This window comes from Pseudomonas cannabina (genome assembly GCF_900100365.1).
Classification (GTDB): domain Bacteria; phylum Pseudomonadota; class Gammaproteobacteria; order Pseudomonadales; family Pseudomonadaceae; genus Aquipseudomonas; species Aquipseudomonas cannabina.
Genome location: NZ_FNKU01000001.1, coordinates 1,505,258 through 1,522,423 on the forward strand (window position 1 = coordinate 1,505,258; position 17,166 = coordinate 1,522,423).

The 17,166-nt window shown below is 59.8% G+C and carries 12 protein-coding genes; 4 read left to right on the plus strand and 8 right to left on the minus strand.

Annotation, left to right across the window (positions count from 1 at the left end; genetic code table 11):
- Positions 1–11 precede the first annotated feature (11 nt).
- From BLT55_RS07150 to glgA, 7 genes are all read right to left on the minus strand, one after another.
- Positions 12–1,025, minus strand: a complete 1,014-nt coding sequence (locus tag BLT55_RS07150) for an acyl-CoA/acyl-ACP dehydrogenase (RefSeq protein ID WP_007249351.1) — start codon at positions 1,023–1,025, stop codon at positions 12–14.
- The gene (gene glgX, locus BLT55_RS07155; RefSeq protein ID WP_074800220.1) at positions 1,022–3,205 is read right to left on the minus strand and encodes a glycogen debranching protein GlgX; all 2,184 of its coding nucleotides are present in this window, start codon (positions 3,203–3,205) and stop codon (positions 1,022–1,024) included. Before glgX ends, BLT55_RS07150 begins: the two co-directional genes overlap by 4 nt.
- A 158-nt stretch (positions 3,206–3,363) precedes the next feature.
- On the minus strand, positions 3,364–3,741 hold the full coding sequence (locus BLT55_RS07160; protein ID WP_054999950.1) for a DUF2934 domain-containing protein: 378 nt from the start codon (positions 3,739–3,741) through the stop codon (positions 3,364–3,366).
- Positions 3,742–3,758: 17 nt separating this feature from the next.
- Positions 3,759–6,542 (minus strand): malto-oligosyltrehalose synthase, encoded by a 2,784-nt coding sequence (locus BLT55_RS07165; protein ID WP_054999951.1) that lies wholly within the window; start codon positions 6,540–6,542, stop codon positions 3,759–3,761.
- Positions 6,539–8,617: a 4-alpha-glucanotransferase gene (gene malQ / locus BLT55_RS07170; RefSeq protein ID WP_054999952.1), complete on the minus strand. Its 2,079-nt coding sequence runs from the start codon at positions 8,615–8,617 to the stop codon at positions 6,539–6,541. The genes BLT55_RS07165 and malQ overlap by 4 nt, the downstream gene beginning before the upstream one ends.
- Entirely contained in the window at positions 8,607–10,418 is a 1,812-nt protein-coding gene (gene treZ, locus BLT55_RS07175) for a malto-oligosyltrehalose trehalohydrolase (protein ID WP_054999953.1), read from the minus strand. Before treZ ends, malQ begins: the two co-directional genes overlap by 11 nt.
- Positions 10,419–10,433: 15 nt before the next feature.
- Positions 10,434–12,026, minus strand: coding sequence for a glycogen synthase GlgA (gene glgA / locus BLT55_RS07180; protein WP_054999954.1), 1,593 nt, complete (start codon positions 12,024–12,026; stop codon positions 10,434–10,436).
- Positions 12,027–12,622: 596 nt separating this feature from the next.
- On the opposite strand from glgA, the gene BLT55_RS07185 reads away from it, so the two are divergent.
- The gene (locus tag BLT55_RS07185) at positions 12,623–13,114 is read left to right on the plus strand and encodes a GNAT family N-acetyltransferase (RefSeq protein ID WP_054999955.1); all 492 of its coding nucleotides are present in this window, start codon (positions 12,623–12,625) and stop codon (positions 13,112–13,114) included.
- A 167-nt stretch (positions 13,115–13,281) separates the two neighbouring features.
- On the opposite strand, the gene BLT55_RS07190 is transcribed toward BLT55_RS07185, so the two are convergent.
- Positions 13,282–13,455 carry a DUF6026 family protein gene (locus BLT55_RS07190; protein WP_074800223.1) on the minus strand — a complete coding sequence of 58 codons (174 nt, stop codon included), beginning with the start codon at positions 13,453–13,455 and terminating at the stop codon, positions 13,282–13,284.
- A gap of 328 nt (positions 13,456–13,783) precedes the next feature.
- On the opposite strand from BLT55_RS07190, the gene gnd reads away from it, so the two are divergent.
- Genes gnd through BLT55_RS07205 form a run of 3 tightly spaced genes read left to right on the plus strand, consistent with a single transcriptional unit; the run spans position 13,784 to position 17,101 of the window.
- Positions 13,784–14,758, plus strand: a complete 975-nt coding sequence (gene gnd, locus BLT55_RS07195; RefSeq protein WP_054999956.1) for a phosphogluconate dehydrogenase (NAD(+)-dependent, decarboxylating) — start codon at positions 13,784–13,786, stop codon at positions 14,756–14,758.
- The gene (gene zwf, locus BLT55_RS07200) at positions 14,758–16,290 is read left to right on the plus strand and encodes a glucose-6-phosphate dehydrogenase (protein WP_054999957.1); all 1,533 of its coding nucleotides are present in this window, start codon (positions 14,758–14,760) and stop codon (positions 16,288–16,290) included. The genes gnd and zwf overlap by 1 nt, the downstream gene beginning before the upstream one ends.
- Positions 16,283–17,101, plus strand: a complete 819-nt coding sequence (locus BLT55_RS07205) for a Cof-type HAD-IIB family hydrolase (protein ID WP_007249363.1) — start codon at positions 16,283–16,285, stop codon at positions 17,099–17,101. Before zwf ends, BLT55_RS07205 begins: the two co-directional genes overlap by 8 nt.
- Positions 17,102–17,166: the final 65 nt, after the last annotated feature.

The following is a 17,166-nucleotide window of genomic DNA, read 5'->3' on the forward strand; positions in this document are numbered from 1 at the left end:
TGCATACGCTCTCATAGCGACCACGCCGAGGGCGACTGCAGCCGTTTGCCAGTCAATTGCCCCAGCGCAGCCAGGTCTTGCTCGGCATGGCTCTGACGCAAAAAGACAGGCAGATCGGCAATCAGTCGGGCGAAATGCGCATCCTTGCAATACGGGCCTGCGCCCACGGCGCGACCGACGTGCTGGATAACCTGCTCGGCGGTCTGCTCGATAAACGCCCGACAGCGCCGGGCGATGACTTCCGCGTTCTCGGTGGGCGCTTTATTCAGGTGTGTGGCGGCCGCACGCAGCACATCGGCCGCGGCGTGCAGCGCGACGTCTACGGCGCCCAGATGCGCGAACGCATGGGGCTCGTCGCGCTTGCCGACCTGTTGCAACAGACGCGTCGCGATCGAACGCGATGCGCCGAACCAGCAGGCCGCTATGCCGATACCGCCTTGCCAGAACCCCGGTCGAGCCAGATAACCGCCCGGTTCGCCGACCCGCTCTGCGCTGGCCCGCTCGAACAGGACTTCGACGCTACCGGTCGCACCCATGCCTACCGCTCGCCAGCCGTCGTTGGTGACGTGGACGCCCGGCTGGTCGAGACGTACGGCGACCAGTTGTTGACGCTGTTGCTCGTCCCATACGGTGATCAGCGCGTGGCTCAAGGCCGACGCACCGGAGCACCAGGCTTTGCGGCCATCCAGGCGAAGTGAATCGCCGCTGCCGCGAAGCGTTACCCGTGCCTGTGGCGGCTCTGCCGCCCACATGCCCCAGGTACTGAATTGTTCGGGGGGCGGGGCACCCAGTTCCGCCATGATCGCCAAGGCGTCAGTGTGCCCCTCGTACAACTTGCACAACCCCAGGTCATGGCCTGCAACGCAGGCCAGCGCCTGCCAGCGCTCAAGTGTCTGACCACCGGCAGGCAGGGGGAGCTGATCCAGACCTTCATTGACCAGTGCCTGCAAGCACTCGCCCAGCGCACGCGTGTCGGCATAGCCCTGCCTGCGCCAGTCGAGAAACTCACTCAAGGCATCGGTCATTGCTGATCTTCGCGCTTCAATTCGAACAGCAGCAGTGAACGCGGGGTGACGGTGTATTGCGAACCGAACGCGAACTGCTCCTTGTTGCGGGCATCGTCCTGATTGGTATCGATCAGGCACTCGTAATGCGTGCCTTCAGGCACTTCCGGCAGCGTGAAGTTGACGCCATCGTGATGGGCGTTGACCACCAGCAGCAGGGTGGCGTCTGCGCCTGGGCGGCGGATGCCGGTTTCCTGTGCGCGACCATCCATCAGCATGCCCAGGCAACGGCCATTGGCATCGTGCCATTGTTCGACACTCATCTCTTCGCCATTCGGCGCGAGCCAGGTCACGTCCTTGACGCCGATTTCTTCGTTGTAGTCGCCTACCAGGAAGCGGCTACGGCGCAGGATCGGGTAAGTCTGACGCAGCTTGATCACGCGGGTCACGAACTTGAGCAGCGCCTCGCCGTCCTCGTCCAGATCCCAGTTGATCCAGCCAATCTCGCTGTCCTGACAGTAGGCGTTGTTATTGCCGTGCTGGGTGCGGGCGAACTCGTCACCGGCCACAATCATCGGTGTGCCTTGCGCCAGCAGCAGGGTGGCGAAGAAGTTGCGCATCTGGCGCAGACGCAGGGCATTGATTTCCGGATCTTCGGTCGGACCTTCAACACCATGGTTCCAGGACAGGTTGTTGTTGCTGCCATCCTGGTTGTTTTCGTCGTTCGCTTCGTTGTGCTTGTCGTTGTACGACACCAGGTCGTGCAGCGTGAAGCCGTCGTGCGCAGTGATGAAGTTCACCGAAGCCTGAGGGCGGCGACCGCGCTGGTTGAACATGTTGCCGGAGGCCGTCATGCGCGCTGCGAAGTCGGCCAGTTGGCCTTCATCGCCTTTCCAGAACGCACGCACGGTGTCACGGAATTTGTCGTTCCACTCCATCCAGCCCGGCGGGAAGCCACCGACCTGATAACCGCCCGGGCCGCAGTCCCAAGGCTCGGCAACCAGTTTGACCTGACGCAGGATCGGGTCCTGACGGCAGGCAACGAGGAAGCTGTGACGCTCGTCGAAACCGTCGTGGTACCGACCGAGAATGGTGGCAAGGTCGAAGCGGAAGCCGTCGACGTGCATTTCCGACGCCCAGTAGCGCAGCGAATCGGTGACCATCTGCAGCACGCAAGGGTGACTCAGGTCGAGGGTGTTGCCTGTACCGGAATCGTTGATGTAGTAGCGCTTGTCGTCCGGCATCAGCCTGTAATAGGAGGCATTGTCGATACCGCGCATGGACAGGGTAGGGCCCAGCTCGTTGCCCTCGGCGGTGTGGTTGTAGACCACATCGAGAATGACTTCCAGACCGGCGTGGTGCAGGTGTGCAACCATTTCCTTGAACTCGGCAATCTTGCCGCTTGCTAGGTAGCGCGGGTCCGGGGCGAAGAACGCAATACTGTTGTAGCCCCAGTAGTTGGTCATGCCTTTTTGCAACAGGTGCTGATCGTTGACGAACGCGTGGATCGGCAACAGCTCGACGGAGGTCACGCCCAGCTTGCGGATGTGCTCGACGACCGGCGCTGACCCCAGCCCGGCGAAGGTGCCGTGCAGTTCTTCGGCAACCTCAGGGTGGCGCATGGTGATACCGCGCACGTGGGTCTCGTAGAAAATGGTCTTGTCCCACGGCGTACCGACACGCTGGTCACGGCCCCAGGTGTAGGCCTCGTCAATGACCTTGCTTTTCGGTACGAACGGCGCGCTGTCGCGTTCGTCGAAGCTCAGGTCGCCATCCGGATGGCCGATGGTGTAGCCGAACAGCGCTTCCGACCACTTCAGTTCACCCACCAATTGCTTGGCGTACGGGTCGATCAACAGTTTGTTGTGGTTGAAGCGATGGCCGTTCTTCGGATCGTAAGGGCCGTACACGCGGTAGCCGTAAATCTGGCCGGGATGAGCATCGGGCAGGTAACCGTGGTAGATCTCATCGGTGTATTCCGGAAGCTCGATGCGCTCCAGTTCTACTTCACCGGTCGAGTCGAACAGGCAAAGCTCCACTTTGGTAGCGTTTGCCGAAAACAAGGCAAAGTTGACGCCCAGGCCATCCCAGCTGGCACCGAGTGGGAAGGGAAGTCCTTCACGAATGCGTGTCGGGGTACTGGACGGTGTGTCTTGCGTGGCCGAACTTTCTTCCGACGCTGATGTGGACTTCGTATTCATGGGACCTTCCTGACGTCTGATGATTTTCTGAGCGGCCAAGACCGCTACCGAAGCCGGAAGGCTTCGATATTGACGATAGAGTGTGGGGGTGCAGCAAGCCTGACTTCAATGTTCCGAGCAGGCCTGCGGTAGTGGACTGGCATAGCGTACGAAGAGTATCACTCAGCCGATGGCTTGCGCGGTTTCTTCGCGGCCGACTTGGCGGGAGCGTCGGTTGCCGGCGCCGAACCTGCCGCTGCCTTTGGCTTGGGAGCTGCTTTGGCCGCTGGCTTGGGCTTGGCTGGCGTCGGTTTTGCCGCAGGTGCAGACTTGGCCACCGGTTTGGCAGCGCCCTTGGCTGGCGCCTTGGCTTTGTCCACTTCAGGCAGCTTGGGCTTGCTCGACTTGCTGACGGTGGACTTGTTCGGCGCCAGCGCCTCGGCTTCCGCCAGCTTGCGCGCCATTTCCCAATGACGCTCGTCGTGACCGGAAGGCTTGCCTTCCGATTCCCAGATTTGATAAGCAAAATCGCGAATTCGTTTTTCGTCGGCACTCATCTCGACACTCCCAGGTATTACGTAGTTTGAATAAGCATATTGACGGAAAATCTCTCAAGCACTGTGCTGAGGGGCAGTTCCCGATCATGTGTAACGACAACGTCAGAAAAGAGGCCTTTCCAATCTGAACCAGAATCGGCAAATGGCACGATAATCTGCGTGTCGCCCCAATTGGCAGCGTTAATCAATGGAGTTTGTGCAGTGCCCAATAGTTCACTGCTTATGCGTGGGACTACGATGATAGCGCGCACTCCTTGCGTGACCCTGGCAAACGCCATGACCTGATCGGCATGGCTGCCCTTTATTTCCAGCGGGAGATACTCCCCCTCACTGAACAGCGTCGAATGCGTGGCCCGCAGGTTCAACACCTTCGCAATCAGTGCCTGTTTGATTCGGCCGTCCTGCCAGTGACTCAACAGATCGTCAACGCTGGCCTGTTCTGCCAGTGCCTTTTGCCGGGCTGCGTAATCCACCGGACGACGGTTGTCCGGATCCACCAGACTGAAATCCCAGAACTCGGTGCCCTGATACAAATCGGGGACGCCGGGCACGGTCAAGCGTAGCAAGGTTTGCGCCAGGCTGTTGAGCGCGCCGGCGGTGGCAATACGATTCGCCGTAGCGCTGAGTGACTGGCGCAGCGCCAGCGCTTCGGGAGCCAGCAGCAACCGTTGCAAAAACTCGCGGCAGGCCGTTTCGTAGGCCTGATTGGGCGCGCTCCAGCTGCTCTGCAATTTGGCTTCGCGCAGGGCCTTCTCCTGCCACTGCACCATGCGCTTGGTATACGCTTCGTGGGCCTCTTCGCCTTCCAGACTCAGAGGCCAACTGCCCAGTAAAGCCTGGTAAAGCATCAATTCGTCACCGGCGCTGATTGGCGATTCATCGCCTTTCAACGGCAGGGCCAGCTGCCGCCAGCGTTCTACTTGCTCGGCATACCAGGGCGCGCACTCGCTGAGTACTGCCAGACGGGTGCGGGTGTCTTCGCCACGCTTGTGGTCATGCGTCGCAGTGGTCAGCAGGTTGTCGGGAAACTTTTCCAGACGTTGCAGGCAGACCTGATGGAAGTCCTCGACCGGTGCACTGAAATGCTGCGGATGAAAGCCCACGTCGTTACGCGACAGCAGCACCGCAGAACGGTAGAACGACGTGTCCTCGACCGACTTGGCAGCCACCGGGGAGGTCAGTTGCTGGAAGCGCACGCAAGCGTTCTTGTACAGCTTGCGCAAGTGCCCGCGTGGCAGTTGACGCCACGACTCGCCACCCAGCCAGCGGGCCAGATAGTCCAGCACCGGCCAGTCGCCTTCATTCAGCGTGGTACGAGCGCCTTCCATCGCTTGCTGGAAGTAGCGATCGTCTTCTGCCGAGCGGCCGCAGACCGAAATGTAGGTACGGTAGATCGGGAAATTCACCACCAGCGCCAACAGCGCCCGGCGAATCGCGCCCAGTGTCAGGTCACGGCTCATCAAATCGCTGCGTGCCACTTGCAGCAGGGACTGCGCGACGTTCTCGAAATCGCCTGCGAGGGTGCCATGCAAGACCAGATCACGAGCGACCAGCACTTCTTGATCGAAGTCAGCAGTCCGCTCGCTCAGTCGGCTCCACAGCTCGCCCAGTGGCTCTTTGCCTTTGGGATCGTGTTGCAACAGCGACACCTGATTCATGAATTCGTAACCGGTGGTGCCGTCCACGCTCCAGTCTTCGCGCAATGGCTCGTCCGGGCCGAGAATCTTCTCGACGAAAATAGGCAGATGCTCGATCTGCGCTTCGGCAGGGCGTTGCTTGAGCAGGCTCTTGACCCGCCGATGCAGCTTGCGGCCGTAGCCACGCGGATTGGCCAGCCCGTCGATGTGGTCAATGCGCAAGCCGTCAACCAGGCCATCGGCAACCAGCTGGAAGATTTTGCCGTGAGTCGCTTCGAATACCTGTGGCCGCTCGACACGCAAGCCGCCCAGTTCGTTGATGTCGAAGAAGCGCCGCCAGTTGATGTCGTCGCCAGCCGTTCGCCAACTGGCCAGACGGTAGTGCTGGCGCTCGAGCAACTGGTGCAGGCGCTGGAAACCTGCGGGTGTGCTGGAATCGAAATGTGCCAGCAGTTGGTCGATTGCCTTGCGGGTCTGCGAGCTTTTCGCCTGCTCGGCCAGTTCGGCCTTGGCCTGACGGGCACGCTCGTAGGCCTGCGGGTACTCGACCAGCGCGGTGAAACGCTGGGCCAGCTCTTTGAGCTGTGGATCTTCGACCGATTGCAGCAGTGCGCCGTAGGTCAGCGGACAGATCGGGAAGTGATGCTGATAGTGCTCGATGTAAAACGAACCCTGGTCAGCATCGAAGCGCAGCGGGATTTCTCCGGCCTGCAACACCGTGCCGTAATCGCTGCTCAGGAAGGGCAGCAGCAACTGTCCTTCCAGCAGCGGATCAGGTGAATTCCACTGAATGTCGAAAAATTCCGCGTAAGGGCTGCGACCGCCCCATTCCAGCAGGTCCAGCCACCATGGGTTGTCTGCGCCACCGACGGCCATGTGATTGGAGACGATGTCGAGAATCAGCCCCATGCCGTGTTCGCGCAGGGTGGCGACCAGACGCAGCAGCGCAGGTTCGCCGCCCAGTTCCGGGTTGATGACGGTCGGGTCCACAACGTCGTAGCCGTGCATCGAGCCGGCCCGTGCTTTCAACAGCGGTGAAGCGTAGATATGGCTGATGCCCAGGCTGGCAAAGTAGGGCACCAGTGGCACCGCATCGTCGAGGGTGAAATCTTTATGGAATTGCAGGCGCTGAGTGGCACGCAAAGGTTGTAATGGACGGCTCATCGGTCACGCTCCGCAGCTTGCAGCCGGGATTGGGAGAGCAATTCCAGTCGTCGAGCAGCATGTGGTTTATCAAGCAGGGTGGCGGCATCGCCGGGCAGGCGTCTGCGCCAGTTCGGGTGGCTGTCTATGGTGCCGGGCAGGTTGGCCTGTTCTTCGACACCCAACGCATCTTCGAGGGGCAAGAGCACCAGCGGCGCGCGGGTCTGGCCCAGGTAGCGAACGCTGGCGTCGATGATGTGCTCCGGGTCTTCGCTGTCGGAAGGCAAGTCATCGATGTTTTGGCTCAAGGCAAAGCGCAGGCTTTGTGACTCGCGCACGCGCTCTTCGCGCCACTGGGATTCGCGCTGTTCGTCGATATGATCCAGACGGGCATTCCATTCGATGTCCAGCTCGCTGAGCCAGCCAGCGAGTGTCGGCAGGTCGTGGGTGCTGGTGGTTGCCAGCGCCTGATCGGACCAGTCGAGGATCGGTTTGAACTGGCCGTTGTTCTGTTCGAACAACAGCACGCGCATGCCGAGAATGGAGCGCGCGATCAGCTTGTCGCTCAGGCCTTCGGGCACCGTGCCCAGGTCTTCACCCAGCACGATTGCCTTGTGGCGCCACGATTCGAGGCTTAACAGGCGCAGCATGTCGTCGAGCGGGAAATTCAGGTAGGCGCCTTCACTGGGCGGCGAACCCATCGGGATCACCCACAGGCGTTGCAGGCCCATGACGTGGTCGATGCGCAGGCCGCCAGCGTGGGCGAAGTTGGCCCGCAGCATCTCGATGAAGGCACGAAAACCGTTGCGCTTGAGCCCGTCCGGGGAAAAGGCAGAGATCCCCCAGCTTTGTCCGGCGCGTTTGAGGATGTCCGGTGGTGCGCCGACGGTCAGTGCTGATAGCAGTTCATCCTGACGACTCCACGCCTGACTGCCAGCGCCATCGGCACCGACTGCCAGATCGGCGATCAGACCCACGCGCATGCCGCTGCTGCGGGCGGCGTCCTGAGCGCGTTTGAGGCTGCGGTCGATCAGCCACTGGGCAAACGCATGGAAGCTGATTTGTGCGCTGTGACTGGCGGCAAAATCGGCAACGGCCTTGCCACGCGGGTCCTTGAATGGCTCTGGCCATTCATGCCAATTATCACCGATACCGAGCTCGGCGGATGCTGCGCGCAGCGCTTCGAAGCGGCAATGATTCTCCAGCGCCTCGCCGCCACTGTGGCGAAAGCTGTTGAAGTCTTCATGCAGTGGATGAGCCGCCTTGCTGAACGCTTCGTAAAGCGCATGCAACGCTTTCCATTTGGCATTGGCGGCGGCTGGCCAGTCGATCAGTTGCAGCGTTTCCAGGCGTTTCATCTCGTCGCCAACGCCCGCCTGTTCGATTGCTTCGCGCCAGGCACGCTCGCCGAGAATCGCCCCCGGCGACGCATACAGGCTGTTCAGAAACAAGCGGCTGGACGGCGAATAGGGGCTGTAACGGTGTGGATCGTTGGCGAACATCGCGTGAATAGGGCTGATGCCGATTGCATCAGCACCTCGCTCTCCGGCAGCGCGTACCAGCGTCTCAAGTGCTTCGGTGTCGCCAAAGCCGCCGTCGCCGTTACGGCGCAGGCTATACAGTTGGGCGGTCAGGCCCCAGCCGCGCGGCACATCGGCTTCGGTGGCCATGGCCATGCTGAAACAGGTTTTCGGCGCAACTGCGATAGTCAGATGCTGCCCGGCGATTTCGAGCTGTTGATAGCCGGGCGGCGCGAGTGCAGGCAGTTCGCCTGACGCAGTCAGCCTGGCATCCAGCGATGAACCGTCTTCAAGATGCAGTGTGAAGGGCGTCTCTGGCGCAAACCACGCCGACATATCAAGATTGCTGTCCAGATCGACAGTCAGCAGCGGCGGGGCGCTGGCAGCGTGGCGCTCGGTTTGCAGGCATTGCAGGCTGGCGTCTATCGCTTCGCCATTTTCAGCAGAAAAACCCAGTGCTTCCAGAACCTTGCGCAAGACATCAGGGCTGACGGTCTGAGGCCGAGCGTTGGCGTCGACCCAATGCACCGACAGGCCGGCTGCGGTCGCAAGCCTTTCCAATTGCTCATTGTTCATCCTGTTCCTCCAGAACATCACGTGCTGTCAGACTGACAATGGCCGTGTAAGGATTGAGGATGCCATCAGATGAAAGTTCGGACGATTTTTCGGCGCTGGAGAAAATCAGCCGTGCCTTGCGCTGCGGCTGGGTGGCAACCGCCTGCTCGCTGAGGTTCAGATCAATGCGCAGCACGCTGTCGTCGCCCAGCGTCCAGCGTGCACTGACGGCCTTGTCACCGAGGATGTCGGTTTTCAGGAACCGCGCGCCCTGCAGGCGAGGCACGATTTCCTGATGCCGCAAGGCCAGCAATCGTGTGTAGAACTCAAGCCAGTTGCGGTGGTTTGCAGCTTTGTCGGTGTCCATATCGAAGGCCGCGAAATCCGGGCGCGATGCCTCGAATGTCTTGATGTCGTTCGGGTCAGGAATGTGCTCGCGTTTTTCCGGGTCGGCGAAGGCCGCAAAGTCGGCAAACTCCTTGCGGCGGCCTTCACGCACCAGATCGGCCAGTTCGCCATGGTGACTGGTAAAAAACAGAAACGGCTCGCTGGCCGCCCACTCGTCACCCATGAACATCAGGGGAATCATGGGCGAGAGCAGCAGCAGGGCGGTCGCGGCCTTGAGTGCTTCCGTGGAGCACAGTTGCGGCAGGCGTTCGCCCAGCGCGCGATTGCCGATCTGGTCATGGTTTTGCAGGAACAGCACGAACGCGCTAGGCGGCAGGTGGCCGCTGGGCTCGCCACGGGTGTGGCCATGGCGGGTCGGTTCGCCCTGATAGACGAAACCTTCACTGAGCAGACGCGCAAGCTTTTGCGTCGGTTCTCTGGCGAAATCCGAGTAGTACGCATCGGTTTCACCGGTCAGCAGCACGTGAAGCGTATTGTGCCCGTCGTCGTCCCACTGCGCATCGAAGCCCTTGTCGAGGTGTCTGGCCTGGTTGAACTCGTTTTCCAGGTTCAGCCAGACGTGACGCGATGGCTCGATCTGCGCGCGTACGCGTTGGGCGAACGCCGGAAGAAATGTCTCGTCACGAATGGCGTGTACGGCATCCATGCGCAGCCCGTCGAAGCGGTATTCGAGCAGCCACATCAGCGCGTTGTCGACGAAGTAGTCCCGCACTTGCGGGCGACGAAAATCGATGGCATCGCCCCATGGCGTGTGCAGGTCGCTGCGGAAAAACTCTTTGGCGTAACTGCCGAGGTAGTTGCCATCCGGGCCGAAGTGGTTGTAGACCACGTCCAGAATCACCATCAGGCCATGTTCGTGGGCGGTATCGATCAGGTGTTTGAGCTGTTCAGGCGTGCCGTAGGATGACTGCGGAGCATATGGCAGCACGCCGTCGTAGCCCCAATTGCGATCACCCGGGAACTGCGCCAGTGGCATCAGCTCGATTGCCGTGATGCCAAGGGCTACGAGACGCGGCAGGTGTTGTTCGACGCCTGCGTAGCCACCCATGGCACCCACGTGCAGTTCATAGATGACTGCCTCGTGCCAAGGGCGACCTTTCCATTCGGTGTTTTGCCAGGAATAGGCGGGATCAACCACGACGCTGTGCGCATGTACATCGCCAGCCTGCGCGCGCGAGGCCGGGTCGGGTACTTCCAGCTCATGATTGATCTTGAAGCGATATCGAGTGCCTGCCTTGCAGCTTGCGTCGACAACGAACCAGCCTTCAGGCTGAGGCAGCATGGCCAGCGACTGGCCATCCTGCAATTCGACACTGACGTATTCGGCATCCGGCGCCCAGAGGGCAAAGCGGGTGTGATCAGAATCCAGTAAAACGGCGCCGTGGCGCCAGTTATCGTCTGTACGCAGTGGCATCCATTGATCCTTTTCCTAGTAATGAGTCGAAACGCCCACGTTTTTCTTCAGCAAGTCGCGGTAGAGTTCTGCGTAAGGCTCCACTGCCTGGTGCCAGTTGAACGGGGCGGCCATGGCGCGGCAGCGCATGGCGTTGAATAATTCCGGGTGGGAAAACACATTGAAGGCGCGGTTCAGCGCTTCCATGTAGCTTTCGACCGTGGATTCGTTGAACAGGAAGCCGGTCACGCCATCTTCGATGGTGTCAGCCAGGCCGCCGGTATTGCGGGCAATCGGCAGCGAGCCGAAGCGCTGCGCATACATCTGGCTCAAGCCGCAAGGCTCGTAGCGCGACGGCATCAGCAGGAAATCACCGCCGGCGAACATGCGCCGCGCATCGGTCTCGTTGAAACCGACACGAACGCCGATACGGCCAGGGAAGCGCGCAGCCAGCTCACGCATGGCCTCTTCTTCTTCGGGCTCGCCGCGACCAATAATCGCAATCTGCCCGCCGCTGTTGACGATGTGCTCGGCAACACCAATGGTCAGATCCAGACCCTTCTGATAAACCAGACGCGAAACCACCGCGAATAACGGGCCGGTGGACTCATCCAGTTCGAACAGTTCACGGACGTGATCGGCATTGATCTCCTTGCGCGTCCATTCGTTTGGCGCGAAATGGCAGATGAGGTGTTCATCGGTCGCTGCATCCCAGCTTTCATCGATGCCGTTGGGAATGCCACTCAGCTGGCCCTTCTTCGCCTTGCTCTGCAAAAAGCCCTCAAGCCCGCAGCCAAATTCCGGTGTGGTGATTTCCCGAGCGTAAGTGGCGCTGACTGTGGTGATGTGGCTGGCATAAGCCATACCGGCCTTGATGAACGACAACTGGCCGTAAAATTCCATGCCTTCCGGGTGGATGGCTTCATCCGGAATGCCCAGCTCGCGACTCGACGCAGTGCTGACCGTGCCTTGATAGGCAAGGTTGTGAATGGTGAAGATGCTCGGCGTGGACTGCCCGCGCCAGCGCATGTAGGCGGGCGCCAGGCCGGCTGGCCAGTCGTGGGCGTGAACCAGCTCGGGGCACCACTGGCTTTTCACTTCGCCAGCGGCAAATTCTGCAGCGGCAAGGCCGAGGCGCGCGAATCGAATATGGTTATCGGACCAGTCCCGGCCTTCGCTGTCCGCATACGGCGTGCCTTCGCGTTCATACAGCTCAGGGCAGATCAGCACGTAAATCACCAAGCCATCTTTCATGTCCATGCGGCCCACCTTGCATGGTGGAAGCGCGGCATGGCCACCCAGCTGACTGATGATATGAATCGGGTTACCGCTATTGATAACTTGCGGATAGCCGGGGATCAGAACCCGGACGTCGTGCAGATGACGCATGGCGCGTGGCAGCGCAGCGGACACATCGCCCAGCCCACCGGTTTTCACCAGATCAGCCAGCTCGGAGGTCACGAACAGCACTTTGCGCCTGTTGACCTGAGACATGGTCTGTTGGGTCGATGCAGGCGGCATTTGCAACACAGGTAAATTAGTAGTCGCAAAAACCGGCAGATGAGTCAGCTCGCCGACCGGCTGGTTAAAACTCTCTCCCTTCTGGGTTTTGACAGCGGCGCTAATCATCGTTTTTCCCCTTAAAACAGTTTTGGTGCATCACTTGATTTTTATTGGCCATTTCCTATGGCCGGGTACACATACGTGCACTACGCAAGATCGATACCCGTTCGGATCATGCGTAGTGACAAAGCGGTGTGATGTCGCCATAACCGGATGTCAGCCAATAGCATAGATGCTCTATTCACCTGACCCAGGTGTTTTAGAGAAGTTTCCACTTTTTTATGCGCAAATGTCTGGCCTGCGGCGTTGCGCCCGTCGGACAGCCGGCTACAGACGCCTGCCGCTATGCCGTTGCGCGTTTAAGGGGCAAAAATCTGCACGCTATCAGCGCATGACCGGCCGTCGGATCGTTTGACTATCCTGTCTCCGGGCGCTTCCCTGACGCTGCCGCATGCCTGGTTATATCGCGTTTCGATCTCAATCAGTGCGATGCGCCTTTTCGCGGTGCATTTGAAGCGCTGTCTACGTGCATCATGGGAAATTTCCTACATCCGTGCTGAAACAATTTAAGGTGAGGCAGGATAGAATCGATTTGTGCTGCCCACGGGAACCGCCCTGGCCTCACTGAATCATGCTGTTTTGAATAGTTGACGAGGATGGAAATGGAAGCCCCTGAGGTACTGGTATTGCAAGCGAGCTACACAAACCCCGTGCATGCCGATGCAATCGGTTTTGTCCTGAATGAATACTCACTGGATGCCATGGGCACGGGGCGGCCTCTTTCAGCCGACACTCGTCAGCAATTGGCCATCGAGCTGGCAAAACGCCCGCACGCGTTCAGTGTGCTGGCGTTCGTTTCCGGTGAGCCGGTAGGGCTGATCAACTGTTTCGAAGGGTTTTCAACGTTTGCCTGTCGGCCGTTAGTCAATATTCATGACGTGGCGGTCATTTCAAAGTACCGGGGTCTGGGTATCAGCCAGAAGATGCTGACCAAGGTCGAAGAGATCGCACGCCAGCGCGGTTGCTGCAAGCTGACACTGGAAGTGCTCGAGGGTAATGAGGTTGCGCAGGGTGCTTACAGGAAGATGGGCTTCGACAGTTATCAGTTGAATCCGGAAATGGGCCGGGCGATGTTCTGGCAGAAGGCGCTCTGATCGCGCGCCGGAACTCAAGGGCATGACGGGCATCTGCCGGGTGCGCGGGTTCGGCCTGGAGAAAAGGCGTTTATATAAAGGCGGATCGATCGAGGAGGGCGGATCAAGCGGGCAAGCCAGCGTATCGGGCTTGCCACGGTGCGGTCTAAATCGTTTTTACGTTGCTGTCAGGCGTGAAGCATTGCGCCGGGCGCAGACAGCTGGGCTTGCTGCAGCATTCCGCTCAAATGGGCGACCTTTCGCTGCAACTGCTCGCGCCCTTCTTTCAAGGCACGCAGCTCGTCGCGACGGATAGTGACATACAGGGTTTGTGGTGCAACCGGTGGTAGTACAGTGCCCATTGCTCACCTCGCAAATGGCGGATTCAACCTCAGAAAGGTCCTGAGCAATGACGTTCAATCCCTGAGTGCCGCTGCTTACCTCTCTATCGGCTACGATTCTGAATTCTTTTGCGCTTTTTTGGAACTTTTTTATTTTTAATGGTCGCGAGTGCTCGCCGATCACGCCAAAATGCACCGACTGAGGGCGTTGACGCCATCACTTGCTTTATAGGGAATCGACTATAAGGGAACCGACGTTCCGCCTCGCTTGACTAACCTGCATGCTCATAACCTGTCGAAGCGCTGTCAGTCAGGTGAGGCACCTTTTTACGAGTTAAGGAGCACCTTCATGCAACTTGGGATTATTGGACTGGGCCGCATGGGCGGCAATATCGCACGGCGTCTGATGCTGGATGGTCACACTACCGTGGTGTACGACCGTGATGAAGCATCACGCAGCGCCCTGGCCAATGACGGAGCGACCGCCGTCGCCGATCTGGCAGAAATGGTCGCCGCTCTGGCGAAACCCCGCGCTATCTGGGTAATGCTCCCGGCAGGCGCTCCGACCGAAGACACCATTCAGATGCTCAGCCAGGTGCTCGAGGCCGATGATGTGATCATCGATGGCGGTAACACCTTTTATAAGGATGACATTCGCCGTGCTCAGGAGCTGACCGAAAAAGGTCTGCACTACGTTGATGTCGGCACTTCCGGCGGCGTCTGGGGGCTGGAGCGTGGCTATTGCATGATGATCGGTGGTGAAGACGCCATCGTGCGTCGTCTCGACCCGCTGTTCGCAACGCTGGCGCCCGGCCTGGGTTCCATCGAGCGCACCAAGGGTCGCGTCTCCGACGATGATCGCGCCGAACGTGGCTATATTCATTCCGGCCCCGCGGGCTCCGGCCATTTCGTGAAGATGATTCACAATGGTATCGAGTACGGCATGATGCAGGCATTCGCCGAGGGCTTTGACCTTCTCAAGCAGAAGAATTCCGAACACCTGCCGCCTGAGCAGCGTTTCGATCTGAATACCGCCGACATTGCCGAAGTCTGGCGGCGTGGCAGCGTGGTTTCGTCCTGGCTGCTGGACCTGGCCGCCGATGCGCTGGCCACCGATCCGCAACTGGACGCTTTCTCCGGCTCGGTTGCCGACAGTGGTGAGGGGCGCTGGACCATCGAGGCCGCCATCGAGCAGGCCGTGCCGGTCCCGGTACTCTCCAGCGCGTTGTTCGCACGCTTTCGTTCGCGTCAGACCAGTTCGTATGCAGACAAGATGCTGTCGGCGATGCGCTTCGGATTCGGTGGCCACAAGGAACCTAAATAATGGGCCTGTCGCGTGGCACCGCCAATCAGACACCGGAAGTGGCGCCGCCCACGACCCTGTTCCTGTTCGGCGCCCATGGCGATCTGGTCAAGCGTCTGCTGATGCCGGCGCTTTACAACCTGTCACGCGACGGTCTGGTGGACGAAGGTCTGCATATTGTCGGGGTCGATCACAACGCGATCAGCGACGCCGACTTCGCGAAAAAGCTGGAAAACTTCATTCGTGAAGAAGCTGCCGGCAAAGTCGCCAGCGGTGGCAAGGAACCTCTTGATCCGGCACTGTGGAGCAAGCTGGCCGAGCGCATCAGCTATGTGCAGGGCGACTTTCTCGATGATTCGACTTACCGCGACATCGACAGCAAGATCAAGAGTACCGGCGCGGCGAACGCGGTGTTTTATCTCGCCACGGCGCCACGCTTTTTCAGCGAAGTGGCGCAGCGCCTTGGCGCATCGGGCCTGTTGAAAGAGACCGATGACGGGTTTCGGCGAGTGGTGATCGAAAAGCCGTTTGGCTCCAACCTGGCAAGTGCCGTCGAGCTCAATCAGTGCCTGCTCAAGGTGATGAGCGAAAAGCAGATCTACCGTATCGATCACTATCTGGGCAAAGAGACGGTGCAGAACATTCTGGTCAGCCGTTTCTCGAACGGTCTGTTCGAGTCGTTCTGGAACAATCACTACATCGACCATGTGCAGATCACTGCGGCAGAAACCGTAGGCGTTGAAACACGTGGCAGTTTTTATGAGAACACCGGCGCACTGCGCGACATGGTCCCCAACCACCTGTTTCAGCTGTTGGCGATGGTCGCGATGGAGCCGCCAGCGGCTTTCGGCGCTGACGCTGTGCGTGGCGAGAAGGCCAAAGTTGTCGGCGCGATTCGTCCGTGGAGCGAGGCGGAGGCGTTGGCCAATTCGGTGCGCGGCCAGTATGCGGAAGGGACGGCCGGGGACAAGACAGTCGTCGGCTATCGCCAGGAAGACCGCGTTGCGGCTGACAGCACAACCGAGACCTACGTGGCAATCAAGGTGATGGTCGACAATTGGCGCTGGGTCGGTGTGCCGTTCTATTTGCGCACCGGCAAACGCATGAGCGCCCGCAGCACTGAAATCGCCATGTGCTTCAAGCCCGCGCCCTATGCGCAGTTTCGCGATACCGAGGTTGACCGGCTCAAGCCCAACTACCTGCGGATTCAGATTCAGCCCAACGAAGGCATGTGGTTCGATCTGTTTGCCAAACGCCCGGGCCCGACGCTCGACATGGAAGACATTGCTTTGGGCTTCGCTTACAAGGACTTTTTCGAAATGCAGCCTTCGACCGGCTATGAAACGCTGATCTACGATTGCCTGACCGGTGATCAAACGCTGTTTCAGCGTGCCGACAACATCGAGAATGGCTGGCGTGCCGTGCAGCCGTTCCTCGATGCCTGGGCCAGACAACCGGCAGTGGAGCTGTACGCCGCCGGCAAGGACGGTCCCGACGCCGGTGAAGAGCTGTTGAGCCGCGACGGCCGTGAATGGAGAGAACTGAATGTCTGAAGCCCCATCATTGCCCGTGCAGTTTGTGATGTCCGATATCGACGGCACGTTGCTGCGTCGTGATCACAGCCTTAGCCAGGCCAATATTGACGCGATCGGGCGCCTGCGAGCGGCGGGCATCCATTTCACACTGGCCAGCAGTCGCCCGCCGAGGGCCATGCGTCAGGTGATAGAAGCATTAGGCGTCGATCTGCCGACCGTTGCGTTCAACGGCGGCACCATCACGCATGCCGATGGCAGCTTGCTGGTCGCCCATCGTATCGACCAGGCTGCAGTGCGAACCTGTCTTGACCTGTTTGCTGGCGAGAAGGTTGCCATATGGGTCTTTGCCGATGATCAGTGGCTGTTACTCGACCCGGCAGGGGATTATGTCGATCACGAGCGTGATGCCCTTGGCTACGAGTATGTCCAGGTCGAGAGCTTCGAGCCTTATCTTGACCGGGTCGACAAGATCGTCGCGGCAAGCGCTGACTTCGAACTGCTCAAAACCCTTGAAGCCCGGCTCAACCCGATGATTGACGGGCTTGCGCTGGCTGCGCGTTCGCAAAAGTATTACCTGGACGTTACCGCGCTGGACGCCAACAAGGGTTCAGCGCTGGCAACGCTCGCGGATTACCTCGGCGTCGAGCTTTCACGCACGGCCGCCATCGGCGATGGCGGCAATGACGTGGCGATGTTTCGCAAGGCCGGGTTATCGATTGCGATGGGGCAGGGCGAGCCGACAGTCAAGGGACAGGCTGACCATGTTACAGATAGCAACGAACAGGACGGCGTGGCTCGCGCTATCGAGCGCTATATCCTGCCGGCCTGAACAGATCTGGCGCGGTGATGGGCGCTGCGCGGCACTGTGCACCATCAATATAACGGGCAACATGA

Bases quoted from the DNA above. Each gene is read 5' to 3' on its own strand.
- BLT55_RS07150 (WP_007249351.1), bottom strand. From the start codon at position 1,025: ATGACCGATGCCTTGAGTGAGTTTCTCGACTGGCGCAGGCAGGGCTAT.
- glgX (WP_074800220.1), bottom strand. From the start codon at position 3,205: ATGAATACGAAGTCCACATCAGCGTCGGAAGAAAGTTCGGCCACGCAA.
- BLT55_RS07160 (WP_054999950.1), bottom strand. From the start codon at position 3,741: ATGAGTGCCGACGAAAAACGAATTCGCGATTTTGCTTATCAAATCTGG.
- BLT55_RS07165 (WP_054999951.1), bottom strand. From the start codon at position 6,542: ATGAGCCGTCCATTACAACCTTTGCGTGCCACTCAGCGCCTGCAATTC.
- malQ (WP_054999952.1), bottom strand. From the start codon at position 8,617: ATGAACAATGAGCAATTGGAAAGGCTTGCGACCGCAGCCGGCCTGTCG.
- treZ (WP_054999953.1), bottom strand. From the start codon at position 10,418: ATGCCACTGCGTACAGACGATAACTGGCGCCACGGCGCCGTTTTACTG.
- glgA (WP_054999954.1), bottom strand. From the start codon at position 12,026: ATGATTAGCGCCGCTGTCAAAACCCAGAAGGGAGAGAGTTTTAACCAG.
- BLT55_RS07185 (WP_054999955.1), top strand. From the start codon at position 12,623: ATGGAAGCCCCTGAGGTACTGGTATTGCAAGCGAGCTACACAAACCCC.
- BLT55_RS07190 (WP_074800223.1), bottom strand. From the start codon at position 13,455: ATGGGCACTGTACTACCACCGGTTGCACCACAAACCCTGTATGTCACT.
- gnd (WP_054999956.1), top strand. From the start codon at position 13,784: ATGCAACTTGGGATTATTGGACTGGGCCGCATGGGCGGCAATATCGCA.
- zwf (WP_054999957.1), top strand. From the start codon at position 14,758: ATGGGCCTGTCGCGTGGCACCGCCAATCAGACACCGGAAGTGGCGCCG.
- BLT55_RS07205 (WP_007249363.1), top strand. From the start codon at position 16,283: ATGTCTGAAGCCCCATCATTGCCCGTGCAGTTTGTGATGTCCGATATC.